The 16,725-nt window shown below is 39.0% G+C and carries 14 protein-coding genes and 1 other RNA gene; 9 read left to right on the top strand and 6 right to left on the bottom strand.

The window, feature by feature from the left end:
• Positions 1–224 precede the first annotated feature (224 nt).
• Both cphA and GD597_RS09940 read left to right on the top strand, forming a co-directional pair.
• Positions 225–2,849 (top strand): cyanophycin synthetase, encoded by a 2,625-nt coding sequence (gene cphA, locus GD597_RS09945; protein ID WP_171607697.1) that lies wholly within the window; start codon positions 225–227, stop codon positions 2,847–2,849.
• A 200-nt stretch (positions 2,850–3,049) separates the two neighbouring features.
• The gene (locus GD597_RS09940; RefSeq protein ID WP_171607696.1) at positions 3,050–3,490 is read left to right on the top strand and encodes a hypothetical protein; all 441 of its coding nucleotides are present in this window, start codon (positions 3,050–3,052) and stop codon (positions 3,488–3,490) included.
• 66 nt (positions 3,491–3,556) lie between these two features.
• On the opposite strand, the gene GD597_RS09935 is transcribed toward GD597_RS09940, so the two are convergent.
• Positions 3,557–4,006, bottom strand: coding sequence for a DUF1569 domain-containing protein (locus GD597_RS09935; protein WP_171607695.1), 450 nt, complete (start codon positions 4,004–4,006; stop codon positions 3,557–3,559).
• Between the two features lie 159 nt (positions 4,007–4,165).
• Positions 4,166–5,068, bottom strand: coding sequence for an SAM hydrolase/SAM-dependent halogenase family protein (locus tag GD597_RS09930; protein ID WP_171607694.1), 903 nt, complete (start codon positions 5,066–5,068; stop codon positions 4,166–4,168).
• 154 nt (positions 5,069–5,222) lie between these two features.
• Between GD597_RS09930 and GD597_RS09925 the strand changes: the two genes are divergently transcribed.
• Positions 5,223–6,188 carry a polyprenyl synthetase family protein gene (locus GD597_RS09925; RefSeq protein WP_171607693.1) on the top strand — a complete coding sequence of 322 codons (966 nt, stop codon included), beginning with the start codon at positions 5,223–5,225 and terminating at the stop codon, positions 6,186–6,188.
• A gap of 44 nt (positions 6,189–6,232) precedes the next feature.
• Positions 6,233–6,766 (top strand): DinB family protein, encoded by a 534-nt coding sequence (locus GD597_RS09920; RefSeq protein WP_171607692.1) that lies wholly within the window; start codon positions 6,233–6,235, stop codon positions 6,764–6,766.
• A 309-nt stretch (positions 6,767–7,075) separates the two neighbouring features.
• Here the strand turns inward: GD597_RS09920 and GD597_RS09915 are convergent, their stop codons facing one another.
• Positions 7,076–9,355: a glycosyltransferase family 4 protein gene (locus tag GD597_RS09915; RefSeq protein ID WP_171607691.1), complete on the bottom strand. Its 2,280-nt coding sequence runs from the start codon at positions 9,353–9,355 to the stop codon at positions 7,076–7,078.
• A gap of 496 nt (positions 9,356–9,851) precedes the next feature.
• Between GD597_RS09915 and GD597_RS09910 the strand changes: the two genes are divergently transcribed.
• From GD597_RS09910 to rnpB, 5 genes are all read left to right on the top strand, one after another.
• Entirely contained in the window at positions 9,852–11,549 is a 1,698-nt protein-coding gene (locus tag GD597_RS09910; protein ID WP_171607690.1) for an APC family permease, read from the top strand.
• 164 nt (positions 11,550–11,713) lie between these two features.
• Entirely contained in the window at positions 11,714–12,154 is a 441-nt protein-coding gene (locus GD597_RS09905; protein WP_171607689.1) for a DinB family protein, read from the top strand.
• 15 nt (positions 12,155–12,169) lie between these two features.
• Positions 12,170–13,555, top strand: a complete 1,386-nt coding sequence (locus tag GD597_RS09900) for a serine hydrolase domain-containing protein (RefSeq protein ID WP_171607688.1) — start codon at positions 12,170–12,172, stop codon at positions 13,553–13,555.
• 130 nt (positions 13,556–13,685) lie between these two features.
• On the top strand, positions 13,686–14,711 hold the full coding sequence (locus GD597_RS09895) for a Smr/MutS family protein (protein ID WP_171607687.1): 1,026 nt from the start codon (positions 13,686–13,688) through the stop codon (positions 14,709–14,711).
• Positions 14,712–14,777: 66 nt separating this feature from the next.
• Positions 14,778–15,128, top strand: an RNA gene (rnpB, locus tag GD597_RS09890) — RNase P RNA component class A.
• Positions 15,129–15,268: 140 nt separating this feature from the next.
• Here rnpB and GD597_RS09885 read toward each other — a convergent pair.
• From GD597_RS09885 to GD597_RS09875, 3 genes are all read right to left on the bottom strand, one after another.
• Positions 15,269–15,733, bottom strand: coding sequence for a sll1863 family stress response protein (locus GD597_RS09885; protein ID WP_171607686.1), 465 nt, complete (start codon positions 15,731–15,733; stop codon positions 15,269–15,271).
• A gap of 48 nt (positions 15,734–15,781) precedes the next feature.
• Complete coding sequence (locus tag GD597_RS09880; RefSeq protein WP_171607685.1) at positions 15,782–15,967, bottom strand: CsbD family protein; 186 nt, start codon at positions 15,965–15,967, stop codon at positions 15,782–15,784.
• 89 nt (positions 15,968–16,056) lie between these two features.
• The gene (locus GD597_RS09875) at positions 16,057–16,668 is read right to left on the bottom strand and encodes a YceI family protein (protein WP_171607684.1); all 612 of its coding nucleotides are present in this window, start codon (positions 16,666–16,668) and stop codon (positions 16,057–16,059) included.
• Between the last annotated feature and the right edge of the window lie 57 nt (positions 16,669–16,725).

Here is a 16,725-nt window from a genome sequence, read left to right as displayed (position 1 = left end):
GAAAGCATGCGCATATTTCCTGGCTTCTGATATTTTTTACTATCTTCCTTTTTCTGTAGTTATTGTGGAGGGCTATTTATTTGACTGGCATTTTAATTATCAAAATGGGATTGGCTGCATAGCATTATTGCCGCACAAGAGTGCGACGCAAGGATGTTTAATGATAGTTACTGTTGCCGGGTACAGCCTGCATTTTAAAAAACCAAAACTGTAAAATAAGCACTATGAAAATTGAAGACATTAAAGTATTGAAAGGTCCTAATTACTGGAGTGTACGCCGCCTTAAACTTATTCAGATGCGTTTAAATCTGGAAGAGCTGGAATCCCGGCCTACCAATACTATTACAGGATTTAGGGAAAGGCTGGAGCAAATGTTTCCCTCTATGTACGAGCACCGATGCAGTGAAGGTGTACCCGGCGGTTTTTTTATGCGGGTAGATGAAGGCACCTGGATGGGACATGTAATAGAACATATTGCCCTTGAATTGCAAACCCTGGCAGGGATGGATTGTGGCTTTGGCCGCACCCGTACTACCGGTGAGCATGGTATTTATTATGTGGTATTTAGCTATTTGGAAGAAGATGCAGGTGTGTATACAGCTAAAGCGGCAGTGCGCATTGCACAGGCGCTGGTGGATAATGCTGCATATGATTTGGGTAGTGATATTCAAAATCTGCGGGAGATAAGGGAAGATACCCGTTTGGGCCCTTCTACCGGTTGTATTGTAGAGGAAGCTGCAAAAAGAGGCATTCCTTATATACGTTTAAATAAGCATAGTTTGGTTCAACTGGGTTATGGGGTACATCAAAAAAGAATAAGGGCCACAATTGCCAGTACTACCGGTAATATTGCCGTTGATATTGCCTGCGATAAAGAAGAAACCAAAAACCTTTTGGAGGCGGCGGAAATACCCGTACCAAGCGGCACTGTTATTCGCAGTGAAGCTGGTTTAAAAGATGCTATTGATAAATATGGTTATCCATTGGTTATTAAGCCAATTGATGGGAACCATGGAAAGGGTAATACTACCAATATTACCACATGGGAGCAGGCAGTTACCGCATTGGAAGCTGCCCAGAAATATGGGCGCAGTGCAATTGTGGAAAGATTTATTACTGGTTTTGACTTTAGGATTCTGGTAATTAATTACAAATTTATTTGTGCCGCACTACGAACTCCGGCAAGTGTGGTAGGCGATGGTATTAATACCATTCAATACCTGATTGATGAAACCAATAAAGACCCACGCCGTGGTTATGGTCACGAAAAAGTGCTAACACAAATTACTATTGACCAGTTTACCCAAAAAATGTTGGATGAAAAAGGCTATAGCCTGGAAACTGTTCCTGCAAAAGATGAATTGGTATTGCTGAAACCTACGGCCAATCTATCAACAGGCGGTACTTCAAATGATGTTACAGATGAAGTACACCCGGCCAATATTGTTATGTGTGAACGTATAGCCAAGATTATTGGACTGGATATTTGTGGTATTGATATTATGGCCAAAGACCTGCGTACACCAGTTAAAGAAAATGGTGGCGCCATATTGGAAGTTAATGCAGCACCTGGGTTTAGAATGCATATTGAACCAGCCGAAGGTTTGCCCCGAAATGTGGCAGAACCCGTAATTGATATGTTGTTCCCCGACAGAAGTAACGGCCGAATACCCATTATTGCAGTAACTGGTACAAATGGTAAAACTACTACCACCCGGCTTACAGCACATATTTGTAAAACTGCCGGTAAAAAAGTGGGTTATACTACCAGCGATGGGGTATATATTCAAAACCAAATGTTGATGAAGGGCGATTGTACCGGCCCATTAAGTGCACAATTTGTATTAAAAGATCCCACTGTTGATTTTGCTGTATTGGAATGTGCCCGTGGCGGTTTATTAAAAAGTGGTCTGGCATTTCAAAATTGTAATGTAAGTATTGTTACCAATGTTACTGCCGATCACCTTGGACTTGGCGGTATAGATAGTTTAGAACAAATGGCCCGTGTAAAAGCAGTTATACCCGAAACCACTTTTAAGCATGGCTTTGCTATTTTAAATGCCGATGATGAGTTGGTATATAATATGAACAAAGGGCTGGAATGCAATGTGGCTTATTTTAGTATGGATGAAAATAACCCCAAACTTAAAGCGCATTGCGCCACCGGCGGATATGGTGCCGTTTATGAAAATGGCTATGTAACCATTTTAAAAGGTACCTGGAAAATTCGTGTAATGAAAGTAAGCGAAATACCTATAACCTATGGAGGTAAAGCATTACATAATATTATGAATACCCTGCCTGCCATGCTGGCAACCTACTTGTTTAAAGAAATTTCTATTGAGGATATACGTACGGCTTTAAGCACTTTTGTTCCATCTCCATCCCAAACGCCAGGGCGTTTAAACCTGTTTGAATTTAAACATTTTAAATTTTTGGTTGACTTTGCGCATAACCCTGCGGGACTGGAGTTGCTATGCGATTTTATTAGCAAAATGGATGGTAGCCCCAAAGTGGGTATTATAAGCGGTACAGGCGATAGAAGAGATGAAGACATAAAAGAGCTGGGACGAATTTCTGCCAGACATTTTGACGAAATTATTATTCGCCAGGATAAAAACCTGCGTGGCCGCACCGCCGAAGAAATTGTAAACCTGTTGGTAGAAGGTATAAACGAAACCAGGGTAAAAGATATACCACTTACCATAATTTACAACGAAAAAGAAGCCATTATGCACGCCTATAATACGGCTAAACAAGGCTCGTTGGTAACTATTATGTGCGATGTAGTAGCCGAAGCACTTGATTTAATAAAGGCCCTGAAAGAAAAAGAGGACGCCAGTTTATAAATAATCTTGAATGCAGAAGGAGGCCTATTGTTACATGCATGAAAGCTTTTTTCTGCATTCAAAACTTATAAAAATTGTTGGGCCTGGCCTTGGTATTTTATGGCATCAGCTCTTGCGTCGCACTCTTGTACGGCTGGTCCTTTAATTATCTTATAACATGGTTTTTTTAACTAATTACTATCTTTAGCAAAAAATTGTACATGAAGTCAACATTTTCAATACCTGTTTTATTTACTGTAAGAACTGTGTTTATAGCCATTTTTGTAAACACCATCGTATGTAGCTCTCATATTTTAACCGATACAGATTATACGTTTACTTCTATATTACAAACATTGGGCTTTGCCTCAAGTGTAAGTGCATTATTATTTGTGCCTGTAGCAGTAATCGTATTTTTACTGGCTCAATTGCGTAAAAAAGTAAAGCCCGATACGTTGTTTTGGGTTATTACTATAATTGCCATTGCAGCCACATTTGTTGCCTGCGATGTTTTTAGTGATGTTTTTGCTGATTACGCCTCTAAGGGATCTGCAACAGGTGTATTTGCAGGTATTGCTACTTTTTCAATATTGGTAAGTTTATCTGCCCAATACCCATTATTTATTGGCGAGAAGGAAGAAACCGTTACTGCACACGCATAAGCCATTTAAGATTTACCATAAAAAAACCTTGCAGATAGACTGCAAGGTTTTTTTATGACATCTGTTTTATACTCCAAATTGTTGCAGGTGGTGGTCTAAATGCGTATATACCAAAGCACCTCTTTCCTGCGGGGTTAAACTACCAAAAAATGGATGCACCGCTTTTGTAGCATTGGCTTCGCCAGCGCTTACAAACTCATGTAACAGTTGCAGTAACTGTTCTTTTTCGGTATTAAAATCACGTTCATCTGTTATGATGAAACTTTTATCTGTTGGGCTGTTTTTTTTAATGGGCTTTTCACCCAGAAAAGATTTTTTAAAAATGGGGCCCAGCAGGCGGCCTATAAATAGTCTCGGCGCCTGTGTTTTACCTGAAGTTACCATTAAAGCTGCGTGGCAATGAGCCAGCATTTGGGCTGCATTCATTTTACCCCATTGGCGTTGGCTATTTACCTGTAATTGGTTTAGCCGGTTTAATATTTTTTGGTAGGCTGTTGGTTCAAATATGGTTGTCATGGTTACATGGTTTTGATATTTAAATGTAATATATCTACTGTAGCCCCCACATTAATTTTAGGTTGTTTTTGCTGCGCCCTAACCGGAACGTACAAGTGTGCGACGCAACGGCAGTTACATTATTCTACTACTGCCTGGCCAAACATTTGTAAAAGGCGATTATTGTTTGTTTATAGTTAGGGTCCAATCGGGTCCGCTATACACTTTATAAGTGGTTGAAAAATTATCCTCGTTTAAAGCAAAAGATACATTTAGCAGGCTGTTTAAATAACAAAGCGGTTTGCCCTTTTCAACCGCCGAAAAAGTTGAGGCATAGGGTAGGTTTTCTTCGTATACCTTTATTCCCTTGTTGTAAAAGGTAACGTGTAAGTTATCGCCGTATTTAAGTTTTAGTTTTTTAAAGGTATTGATGTCAATATTTGTCCAAATATTACCATACTGAATATCTAAAATGGGTATAAAACCTTTGATAGCACCTTTTTCGTAATCTGCTTTTTGATAATCGATACTTACAACTTTTTTACCTGTTTTAGGGCCTACTTCTTCAAAGCTAATAACCCCTGCGGCCAAACGGGCGGCAGTGTAGGCATATACATCGCGGCCATGAAAAGTGTAGGATTCTGAAGAACCTTTGCGCCTGTTTTTATTTTCGTCAATCTCCCTTATTTCATCAATGCCCTGGCTTTCGGCAATTAAGGTAAGGGTGCCATTATCGGGCGTAACAATGAATTGGCCATTTTTGGTTTTTAGCACCACCGATTTTCTGGAAGAGCCCACACCGGGGTCTACCACAGAAACAAAAACGGTTCCTGCAGGCCAGTACCCGGCAGTTTGTTGCAGGCGGTAGGCGGCCTCCCAAATATTGTAAGCGGGAATTTCGTGGGTAAGATCGAATAGTTTAAGTTCAGCAGAAACGCCCATTGCCACCCCTTTCATGGCCGATACGGCACCATCTTTTAACCCAAAATCGCTTTGAAATACTACAATTTTGTTTTGCGCATTGGCTACTGAAAAGACAAAAAAGCTTAACAATAGTAAAAAGCCATATTTTTTTATCAGCATTTTTCTGGAATTTTTGCAAAAATACGTTGCGGCGGAAGGGCAATCAAATAAGTTAAGCAATTGTATAAACCAATTGTTGAAAACAGTTTTTGCAATATTCATTTTTTCAAACAGCATAAGCTTGCTACTTTAGCAGAAACACGAATATCATACAATGCATTCTTTTGAAGCCTTAGCATTAGATTTTAAGCAAAGATTTGAGATTGGTCATTTTCCTGCAGCACCAGAAAGCCTGTATGCCTCCTGCAATTATTTTTTATCACTGGGGGGTAAAAGAGTAAGGCCCGTAATGTGTTTAATGGGTAATGAGTTATTTGGTGAAATACATCCGGATGCTTACCATGTGGCAACGGCAATTGAGCTGTTCCACAATTTTACATTAATACACGACGATATTATGGATGCAGCCCCTTTGCGCCGTAATATGCAAACCGTACATACCAAATATGGCATTAATACCGCCTTATTGGGTGGCGATGTTATGCTGGTGGTAGCATATGATTACCTGAATAAGATAAAGGGAGCTAATCTGAACAAAATATTGCACCTGTTTAATAAAACAGCCCGTGAAGTGTGCGAAGGACAGCAACTGGATATTGATTTTGAGAAATTACCCTTTGTATCGCTGGAGGAGTATATTCACATGATTGAATTAAAAACATCTGTTTTGCTGGCGGCCAGCCTGCAAATGGGTGCCATGTTGGGTGGCGCCAGTGATGGTAACTGCCAGCACCTGTATAACTTTGGTAAAAACCTGGGTATTGCATTTCAAATACAGGATGATTACCTGGATGCTTTTGGTGATCCAGAAAAATTTGGAAAAGACCTTGGTGGCGATATAAAACAAAACAAAAAAACCTTTTTACTCATTCACGCACTGGAAGTAGCTGCACCGGCGCAAAAGCAGGAACTTTTGCAGCTGATGCAGGAAAACCCTGCCGATAAAGTAAGCAAAGTGCTGGCCATTTTTAAAGCCTGCAATGTAGACGAATGGGCATGGGCTTTAAAACAGCAATATCTGGATAAGGCTTTGCAACACCTGGAAGATACCGCTGTTGTTTCAGTACGCAAAAAGCCCTTGATACAATTGGCTGATTTTCTTATTCAGCGGGAACAATAGCTGGTATGATTAGGTAAAACCATCATTGATAAACAAAATTTTCTATGGATAAAAAGGAAATTATTACTCATTTAAAAGACAATTATGCTGCTTTTGTGCAAATGATTGAGGCAATGAGCGAGGAAGATTTTTTATTCACCACAGATAATAAATGGACTCCCGGTCAGCAGGCAGATCATATTCTGCGCTCCATTAAACCGGTAAACATGGCTTTTGCCATACCCATTTTTGTGTTAGACCTTGTTTTTGGCAAAGCCAACCGCCAGTCAAGATCGTATGCCGGACTGGTGCATCGTTATTTTGATAAACTGGCCGAAGGGGGTAAAGCATCCTCCCGGTATATTCCTCCGGCTATCAGTTTTAAAAGAAAAAAAAGAATTTGTAAAAGCATAACAGCCACCATTGCAGCACTTATAAAAAAGGTGGCCAAATATTCTGAAGAAGATCTGGATGATTTTATATTGCCGCATCCATTATTAGGCAAGGTTACCCTTCGCGAAATGCTATACTTTACTGCTTACCATGTAGACCATCACAAAACCAATATTAAGGAATTGCTTTCTTATAAACCAGCATAAGCAATAGTGCAAACCGACATAATGCAAGGTGCTTTATTGGGCCCAGCCAGTTGCAACTATTTAGCTTTACTTGCGTCGCACTCTTGTGCAGCAGAATAAATATCGGCAGTTGACAAATAGCAAATAGCAAACGGCAAAAAGCTAAAAGCTAAAAGCCTGGTCAGGTATAGAATGTACAAGTGTGCGACGCCAGTAAAGCCACCATCTGTTTTATTGTTTGGCTCAAAAAAATGCATAAAAAAAGCTGTATAAAAATTAGATGGCACACCTTGATTTTTATACAGCTTTTAAAGTTATTTATTGAAAAACTTATTCAATAAAAGTGAGACTTACTTTATGGTGCCTTTTCTCATGCACCACCTGCTTTTTTTCTTCTTCCCTCGCGGCATTCATTACGGTTAAATAGGATAATTGATAAGCAATATTGCTTTCAGCACCCTGATTTCTGTTTACTCCATGTTTTTCTATGCCATCGCAGCAGCCGCCGGTTTCTTCGTCGAACAGGGGAATAAAAAGATCGTTGTTGCCGGTAAACCAGGAGAAAGCCAGGTACATATTTTTATAGTATTCCTTATTGCCGGTAATATTATATGCCTGCTGGTACATCATTACCATTGCCATGGCATTGATGGGTTGCTGGCCGTATACACTTTTTGCTTCGCCTTTTTTACTCCAGGTATTATTGCCTACAAGGGTAATATGATCGTCTACCTTGGTATGAGATTCTATAAACTGGGTAGTTTCTTCGGCAATACGCAGGGTTTCTGCATCCTGGGTAACACCATAAGAAAGCCATAGTGCCAATGGTAAAAGGGCATTATCGTAACATAAAATAGGTTCAAACCATTTCCACTGTAAATCGGCCTCAGAATAAAAATGTTCTTTAATACGGTGGGTTAAAGTGCGTAATACTTTTAATACGCTTTCATTATCGGGATAACGTTTTAGAAAATGATGTAAGCCCATAATAATATTGCTCATTGCACGCAGGGAATGTATGTTTTCCATGTGCTGAAATGAGCGGAAGAAAATGTCTTTTGCAAACTGCAGGTGAGCATCAGTAGGCGCCTGATGAATCATATAACCCATTGCCCAAATGGTTCGGCCAAAAGCATCTTCTGAGCCAATTTCATCTAAAAATCTCCTGTCGTAACTATAATCATTATGGAAGAATCCATCCTCACGCTGCATTAATTTAATATAGCGCAGGTATTTATCTGCCAGTTGTAGGGCATCTTTATCCAGGTTTAATTCATGCACCATTAATGCAAGAATTAGTGCCCTGGCATTATCATCAATACAATAGCCTTCTTTAAAATTGGGAATATGATAATTGGCATGTTCAATAATGCCGGTATCATCGGTTAATCGTTTAATATGTTCCAGGCTAAAAGCAGGTAGGGCAGAAATATTGTTTACTATAAATTTTCTTAATAATAATGCATCTGTTTCTGCCACTCTTTGCATCATGTGCAGGTATTGCTGGCCTATAAATTTCCAGTACATTTTTTTACCAAATGTCCTGGCCTTTTGTTTCATTTGCTGCAGGTGTTCCGGATTGTCGAGCAGATTATTTATAATATCAGCCAGCTGACCTGTATTGCCAAAGCCAAAAAGTTCGCCCCGGCCATTTGCAAGTAGTTCCTGTGCATGCCAATAGGGTGTAGATACCACACAAGTGCCCGATCCAATGGCATAACACAAAGTACCACTGGTAATTTGTGCTTCGTTTAAATAGGGCGTAACATAAATATCTACGTGTTGCAGGTATTTCTCCAACTCGTTTTCGGGTAAAAATTCATCAATAAAAACCACATTGTTTTCTAAATGATGTTTGGATACCAGCTGTTTTAAGCTGTTTCTATATTCTTCACCGGCATGTTTTACCACATTGGGGTGTGTATTACCTACAACGGCATATAATACTTCAGGATGTTTGCCTACAACGGATGGCAGGGCATTAATAACGGTTTCAATTCCCTTACTACGGCCCAAAAAGCCAAATGTGCTAAGTAGTGTTCTGCCTTCGAAATGTAGTTTGGGTGCATCATCTTTTTCAACATGGCTAAAATCGGGAACGCCATGGTGAATTACCTGAATTTTTTGAGGAGGTATTCTATAGATGCCGGTTAAAAAAGTAACAGCCATTTTGCTCATTACCACCAATTGCCTGGCGGTTTCGCCCAGTTTGCGTACTATATTCTTTTCGTGGAAAGAAGGTGTTTTTAAAACCGTATGAAAAGTTACTACCAGGGGCATTTTTAATTTTTGTACCAATGCTAAAACATAAACGCCGCCATCGCCACCATAAATACCAAATTCGTGCTGTAATACACAAATATCTGCGCCGGAAGCATTGATATAATCTGCAGCAGTTAGGTAATCTTCTGGTTCTTGCTGTCTGATGGTGTGGGTTACAATGTCAGGGTAAGCATAGGTTTGATCTTGATCATTCATAGCAACCACAAAAATTTCTGGTTGCTCATTGTTTAATTTGCCTGCCTGTAAAACAGACTGTACAAAGTTGTTGGTAAATGTGGCAATGCCGCAGCGACGGGGCAGAAAGTTGCCAATGACTGCAATTTTCATAATTATTGGATTAAGTTTTTACAACGTTAGGTACTGAAAAAATGAACCGTGATATTATCTTACTATGTGTGGTAATATCACAGTTAAAATGAAGTTATGGCTTTTTTTAATTTAATCAAATTTTAAGGTGGATTATTTTTTGAAATTGTCCAAAAAATGATGCTTAATAAGCATCTGCCGGTTTTTTTAAGGTTTTTGTATTGTTTTGGAAGAATTGGTGATAATTGACTGGAGATTAGGGTAAAGTATAATTTAGAACAGATAAACCATAATTTTTGATGCCATTTTTACAGCAGTACAAGAGTGCGACGCAAGGATGCTTAATAAAAGCACCTATAGCCGGATACATCATTTATTTTTTTGCATTTTTAGTTTAATCTATATTCTTATTTGGGCATTGTAGTGTTTAATTATTTAATAAATGCCAATCATTAAAACGAATGATAGGTTTCAATAAATTTTACTACTTTAACCTTTTATACCAAACCAGTTTTGCATGAGTAATTCTCTTTTTAGAACAAAGAATATTGATAAAATTTTAAGCGATGCTGCTACTATGGAAGCCGATGCGCATCATGGCGGTGGTGGTTTAAGCCGGGTACTTACCTTAAAGGACCTTACATTTTTTGGTATTGCAGCCATTATTGGTGCAGGAAGTTTTAGTAGTCTTGGTCAGGCAGTTTTTAATGGCGGTCCCGGAGTGGTTTTATTATTTATTATGTGTGCTGTTGCCTGTGGTTTTACTGCTATGTGTTATGCCGAGTTTGCCAGTCGTATACCTGTAGCCGGTAGTGCATATACCTATGCTTACGCATCTTTTGGAGAAATGTTTGCCTGGGTAATTGGCTGGGCATTGATAATGGAATACTCAATTGGTAATATTTATGTGGCTTTTTCGTGGAGCGATTATTTTAGTTCTTTTATGGATAGGATTGGTGGACATATACCCAATTATCTGGAGTGCAGCTATATTGAGGCTAAAAAGGCTTTTATTGAAGGTAGCGCCAATAAAGATTTGGTAGATGCCTGGAATTCGGCCCCGGTTATTGGAGGTTTAAGAATGATTGTTGACTTACCAGCGCTTGTGATAAATGTGCTTATTACCATACTGGTTTATATAGGGGTAAAGGAATCACGCAATTTTAGCAATGTAATGGTGATTTTAAAATTGTGCATTGTGGCATTGGTAATTGTAGTTGGCGCTTATTATGTAGACACAGCCAATTGGCAACCTGCCAACGATGCAGGCATACCCTCGTTTATGCCAAATGGTTTTTCGGGTGTTATGGGCGCGGTTAGCGGTGTGTTTTTTGCCTATATTGGTTTTGATGCCATTAGCGTTATGGCCGAAGAAAGTAAAAATCCGCAAAAAGATTTGCCACGCAGTATGATACTTTCATTGGTGATTTGTACGGTGGTATATATACTTTTAACTCTTGTACTCACTGGCGTTTTAAACTATCGCGAATTTGACGGTGTTGGAGACCCACTGGCAAAAATATTTGAAGTAAAAAATGTGGGCTGGATGCAGTTTCTGGTGTCTATTGCCGCTGTAGTAGCTATGACAAGTGTATTGCTTGTTTTTCAAATGGGGCAACCACGAATTTGGATGAGCATGAGCCGCGATGGCCTGCTACCACCTGCATTTCAAAAAATACATCCCAAATATCAAACGCCTTCTTTTGCCACTATTATTACCGGTTTGCTGGTAGGCGTTCCTATTATTTTTACCGATAAAACATTTGTGCTGGATTTTACCAGCATTGCCACATTGTTTGCTTTTGTACTGGTTTGCGGTGGCGTATTGTTAATACCCCGCAAAGAAAAAACAGCAGGCAAATTCAATATGCCTTATGTAAATGCGAAATTCATATTTCCTGCTATAATATTTGGTGCAGCGGCTATATTGGTTTTATACAACCATAATTATTTTACAAACCTGCTAACATTTAGTGATGATAATATGTCGTTAAATGTAACCACCTTATTGTTTTGGATAATTTCAATATTACTGGCCATTTTTTCATTGTTTAAAAACTTCTCCTTAATTCCATTGCTGGGTTTAACCACCTGCCTGTATTTGCTTACGGGCATGTCGGCCGAAAATTGGGCGTGGTTTGGTTCCTGGTTATTGTTAGGCCTTATATTTTATTTTTTATACGGGTATAAAAAGAGCAAATTGGCCAAAAACTAATGTTCCTTTTGTTTGAGCCAAAGTGATAGTTCATAATTGGGGCTTTACTTGCGTCGCACACTGCGGGGTTCTGTTTTCATGGCATCTGTATACAGCCAAGCCTGGGTAAGTATTTACCCTAAAGCCATTACATTTAAATTACTCACCTGCAAAATATTGGGTTTATGATACCTGCATTTTATGGTTTGGAAGAAATACTAAACAACGTACCCCAAAAACTGGCAGGTATTAGTGATGAACTCGCTACTGTAAAACCTCTACCTCAAAAATGGAGCAAAAAAGAAATATTGGGCCACCTAATAGATTCCGCTGCCAATAACCACCAGCGTTTTGTGCGTATGCAATCAAGCGATTTTATTCAGTTTCCTACATACCAGCAGGAAAATTGGGTATCCGTACAGCAATGGCAAAGCAGGTCCTGGACAGATATCATTAATCTTTGGCTTTTATATAACCAGCATATACTACATATATTTAAATATATACCTGCTCACAGTTTACAAAATACAGTTCAACTGGGCGAAGGGATATATACACTCGCTTTTATAAGTGATGATTATGTATCTCATTTACAACACCATTTGCAACAAATTATTGACTTGTAATTTCAAAATCAACACATGAAAAAGATATTTAAACGTGTATTTTTAGTTGTGTTACTGGCCGGGTTTGGCTGGGTTATTAATTATGCCTGGGTATCATTCCCCATCATCAGTGGGTTTGGCGCCAAGGCTGTGTGTACCGGTGTTTTTGTATCGCACCGTAATTCAGATATTATTATTAAAGAAGAACTGGGCGATATGCCATTATCGTTGGGCAGCTTTGAGATAGATATGAAAGATTCCTCAGTAACAGGTTCTGTTTTTGGATTGGCTAAACGTAAAGCCATTTACAGATCTGGTATTGGCGCCTCCGTTATAAATGGATTGCCCGAAGAAACGATTAGGAAACAAGTTTTTAATATTCCGCCAGCCCCAGTATTTAATACAGATACCATTGCCTGGCCAATGGGAGATAAGCTGGTAGATAGTATTCCTGCTGGTATTGATAAAGCTTTACTGGATATGGCTATTAGCAAAGCATTTGAAGAACCTTTTGCTGACAAACAGGTGCGTACCAGGGCAGTTGCTATAGTTTATAACGGACAATTACTGGCAGAAAAGTATGCCAATGGAATAAATAAGAACACACAGCTTTATGGTTGGAGTATGGCAAAAAGTGTAACCAGTGCCTTGATAGGTACCCTTGTTGGCCAGGGAAAACTGGATGTAAATAAACCTGCCCCTGTGCCTGAATGGAAAGCGGCCACTGATCCAAGACATGCTATTACCCTAAAAAATTTATTGAACCAGCAAAGTGGTCTTGATTTTATGGAAGATTATTCCGGGGCCAGCGATGTAACCAATATGTTGTATAAAGAAGCAGATATGGCTGCTTTTACTGCATCCCATCCATTATTAAATGCTCCCGGCTCTACCTTTAGTTATACCAGTGGCAACAGTAATGTTATTGCCCGTATTATCAGGCAAACAGTGGGAGAGCTGGAATATGCTGCTTACCCTTTTACGGATTTGTTTTATAAGGCAGGCATGTACCATACTTTATTTGAGCCTGATGCTTCGGGCACTTATGTTGGTTCTTCGTATATAATGGCTACGGCAAGGGATTATGCCCGCTTTGGGCTTTTATATATGAATGATGGTATGGTAAATAATGAACGTATATTACCAGAAGGCTGGGTACAACAAACCGTTACTGCGCCTGCCACCAATAGTTCTAAAAATTATGGGTACCAGTTTTGGTTAAATGGCTTTAGCGGGAGTGATGCAACAAAAAGGGTTTACCCTGCAGCACCGGCAGATATGTTTTACTGTGACGGGTATGCCGGGCAATTTGTATATATTATTCCTTCAAAAAAATTGGTAATTGTAAGACTGGGTTTAACCCTGGATGGCAGCTTTGATGAAAATGGATTTTTACAAAATATTATAGCGGCCGTTAAATAATAACTTTTTTGCTGCATTTTTTGTTGCAGTACAAGCGTGCGACGCAAGTAAAGCTGATACTGGTATCTGTTGTAGGGTACCCAAAAAATAACTGCGTACCTTTGCAGAGAAATTAAATAGTTTTTATACAATGAAATATCAGGTTGGTGACGAAATTGTGGTGTTGCATACCAATGAAGAAGGAAAGGTGGTAGAATTAATTAGCGACAAAATGGTAATGATTGAGGTGCGTGGGGTTAAGTTTCCCTCGTATATGGACCAAATAGATTTTCCTTATTTTAAAAGATTTACCGAAAAGAAAGCCATTCTGCAGCCAAAGAAAGAAAAGAAGTTTATTGAAGATGTACGGAAAGAAAAGGCTAAACCTACTGAAATACAAACGGCAGAAGGTGTTTGGATTAGTTTATTACCCAAATTTTCAGTTGATGAATTTGGAGATGAGGTGGTGGATTTATTTAAAGTGCATCTGGTAAACAAAACATCCAGGGCTTATACTTTTGTTTATGAGCAGGAAGCACAAGGTGAAGTAAGTTTTGAATTAACCAATGAAATAACCGGGTTTCATGATTTTTACCTGCACGATATAGCTTTTGCCGACCTGAATGATAACCCCACGCTATTTGTAGAGTTTGCTTTAGTAACACCTGATAAAAAGAAAGCTGATTTTTATGAAACCAGTTTAAAATTAAAAGGCAAGCAGGTGTTTCAAAAAGTGGAAGAAATGAAGCAGCGCAATGAGCCTACTATTTCTTTTAAATTGTTTGATAATTACCCGGACAAAACTTTTGATAACAGGCCGCCTGTATCTGCCAATGCTTCAAAAGAATATGCCGCTTACGAGGCAAAGATTGCCCGTAAAAATCTGGAGCCAGCCCGCAGTGTAATAGACCTGCATATGGAAAAATTATCAGATAACTGGCAGCATATGAGCAATTTTGAAATATTGTCTATGCAGTTAAAGGAGTTTGAAAAATGGTATCATCTTGCAGCTGCGCATCAGCAGCAAAGCCTTACTGTAATACATGGGGTGGGTAGCGGTAAACTAAGGGATGAGATTCATGATATTCTTAAAACCAAAAAGGAAGTGCGCTATTTTATAAACCAATACGATCACCGTTTTGGGTATGGTGCCACAGAAATTTTCTTTCAATATTAGTGAGTGTTACAATAGCAATTAGGCAGAAGCTGCTGCAGTCTGCATAAAAAATTTACCTTCGTTATGCTACAGGCCCGAACTATCGCACCAAACTTGTTTGGTGAGGAAAGTCTGGACAGTACAGGGCAACCCACCGGTGAACAGCCGGGTCTTGTGCAAACAGGAACAGAAAGTGCCACAGAAAATTACCGCCACGCTGCAAAGCAGGTAAGGGTGAAAATGTGAGGTAAAAGCTCACAATGCCGGGCAGTAATGCAAGGCATGGGTAAACCTTGGGTGCTGTAATGCCACGTATAGTACCGTTTTAAGAGCGGCCCGTTCAAGGTACAGGGTAGGCAGCAACACTGTAACAGTAATGTTGCAGGCAGATAAATGATAGTGTTAAAACAGAATCCGGCTTACGAGGTTTGTAGTACATGCCGTTGCACTTAATTGTGCAGCGGCATTTTTATTGGAGAATGTAAGGGGAAATTCAAGGCATAAAAAAAGGTAACCAATCAACTGTTGCGCTGTATAGTTACCTGCTTATGATAAAAGGGTAGGGGTATAAATATGACTTATTTTTTATTGTTAACCGTAACATCTTTTAAAGCCTGGCCTAAACCTTCCATGTCGTGATTGAACTCAGTTTTAAAAGATTCCCAATCTGTTTTACTATGTTCGTAATTATCCATTCTGGTTTGTAAATCCATGTTTTTCTGTTCCAGAGAATCAATTCTATTTTCATACTCCATATCCATACTTTTACCTTTTTTGTTCATCTTGGTTTTAAGGTCTTCAATACGGGTTTTATTATTTTTTATTTTTAGTTCTGCTTCGCTTTTAAACATGTTCCATTCCTCTACACTGGCTGTTTTTATAGCTTCATCAGCAGCATTTTGTTTGGCGTCTTTTAAGTCTTCTTTTGCATCGGTTACTTTCTCTTCAGCATTGTCCACATTTTTTTCAGGCGACTGGCAGCTAACCAAAGCTGTTGCTGCTGTAAATGCGGCAACTATGAATATTGCAAGTGTTTTTTTCACGATAAATTTTTGTAGTGTTTTTAATATAATTTAAATCGGGGGCCTGGATTAGAGATCAGAAATGATTTCGTGTAATTCCTCTTTTGTTTTGCCCAGCTTTATCTGCAGCCTGCCCATCATTTCTTCTCTTTTGCCTTCTTCAAACATCAGGTCGTTATCGGTAAGAGTGGCAAATTTCTGTTTTAGTTTACCTTTCAGTTCGTTCCAGTTGCCTTTTACTTCTGTAGTATTCATGGTTAATATTTTTATTGTATTTAAAGGTGTAAAGGTGGTGCCTTTAAACCGGGTAAACATTACACAATTGCAATTAATAATTACATCATTCACATATGGTCAGCCTTGCTATTGTGTTGAATACCTACAGATTCAAACTCCATTACCAATGCTCTTTCTCCTAAATTCATTAATTCTACATCGCAACTTATATTTACATAATCGCTTACAATAAAACCGGCAGTTTCAGTATTTATATTCCAGTTAAGCCCCCAGTTACGTCTGTCTATTTTAGTGGTAACTTTAAAGTCAGCCTTTTCTTTTCCGTAAGTATCCATATAGCAACCGCCAAACGCTACGTCTAGTTTTATATATTCAGTAATACCTTTTATGGTAAGCTCACCCCATATTTCCTGAATCCCATTTTCACCTTCTTCTGTTCTCCCTGCCGGGTTTGATACAAATTTTATTTGTTGGTAATTGGCCACATCAAAAAATTCACTGCTTCTTAAATGCTCATCCAGCTTTGTTTCACCAGTAGTAATGGAGGCGGCATCAATCCACAGTTCAATTTCAGCTGTTGCAAAATCTTTTCCGGTGGTATAAATATTGGCATCAAAGGTTTTAAAAGCGCCTGATACATGAGGTACTATCAGGTGCCTTACGTCAAAAGTAATATCACTGTTCACCTGGTTTATTGCCCATTTGATTTCGTTTGTCATGATGATGGTTTTTGAAACAAATAGTTATTACAATATTGTCTTTACCACTTTGGTGTT

It is taken from the genome of Limnovirga soli (assembly GCF_013106755.1).
Taxonomy (GTDB): Bacteria; Bacteroidota; Bacteroidia; order Chitinophagales; family Chitinophagaceae; genus Limnovirga; species Limnovirga soli.
The sequence above is the reverse complement of the archived record's forward strand: the minus strand, read 5'-3'. Positions and strand labels throughout refer to the sequence as shown.

Coding starts and splice junctions, on each gene's coding strand:
- cphA (WP_171607697.1), top strand. CDS start 225: ATGAAAATTGAAGACATTAAAGTATTGAAAGGTCCTAATTACTGGAGT.
- GD597_RS09940 (WP_171607696.1), top strand. CDS start 3,050: ATGAAGTCAACATTTTCAATACCTGTTTTATTTACTGTAAGAACTGTG.
- GD597_RS09935 (WP_171607695.1), bottom strand. CDS start 4,006: ATGACAACCATATTTGAACCAACAGCCTACCAAAAAATATTAAACCGG.
- GD597_RS09930 (WP_171607694.1), bottom strand. CDS start 5,068: ATGCTGATAAAAAAATATGGCTTTTTACTATTGTTAAGCTTTTTTGTC.
- GD597_RS09925 (WP_171607693.1), top strand. CDS start 5,223: ATGCATTCTTTTGAAGCCTTAGCATTAGATTTTAAGCAAAGATTTGAG.
- GD597_RS09920 (WP_171607692.1), top strand. CDS start 6,233: ATGGATAAAAAGGAAATTATTACTCATTTAAAAGACAATTATGCTGCT.
- GD597_RS09915 (WP_171607691.1), bottom strand. CDS start 9,355: ATGAAAATTGCAGTCATTGGCAACTTTCTGCCCCGTCGCTGCGGCATT.
- GD597_RS09910 (WP_171607690.1), top strand. CDS start 9,852: ATGAGTAATTCTCTTTTTAGAACAAAGAATATTGATAAAATTTTAAGC.
- GD597_RS09905 (WP_171607689.1), top strand. CDS start 11,714: ATGATACCTGCATTTTATGGTTTGGAAGAAATACTAAACAACGTACCC.
- GD597_RS09900 (WP_171607688.1), top strand. CDS start 12,170: ATGAAAAAGATATTTAAACGTGTATTTTTAGTTGTGTTACTGGCCGGG.
- GD597_RS09895 (WP_171607687.1), top strand. CDS start 13,686: ATGAAATATCAGGTTGGTGACGAAATTGTGGTGTTGCATACCAATGAA.
- GD597_RS09880 (WP_171607685.1), bottom strand. CDS start 15,967: ATGAATACTACAGAAGTAAAAGGCAACTGGAACGAACTGAAAGGTAAA.
- GD597_RS09875 (WP_171607684.1), bottom strand. CDS start 16,668: ATGACAAACGAAATCAAATGGGCAATAAACCAGGTGAACAGTGATATT.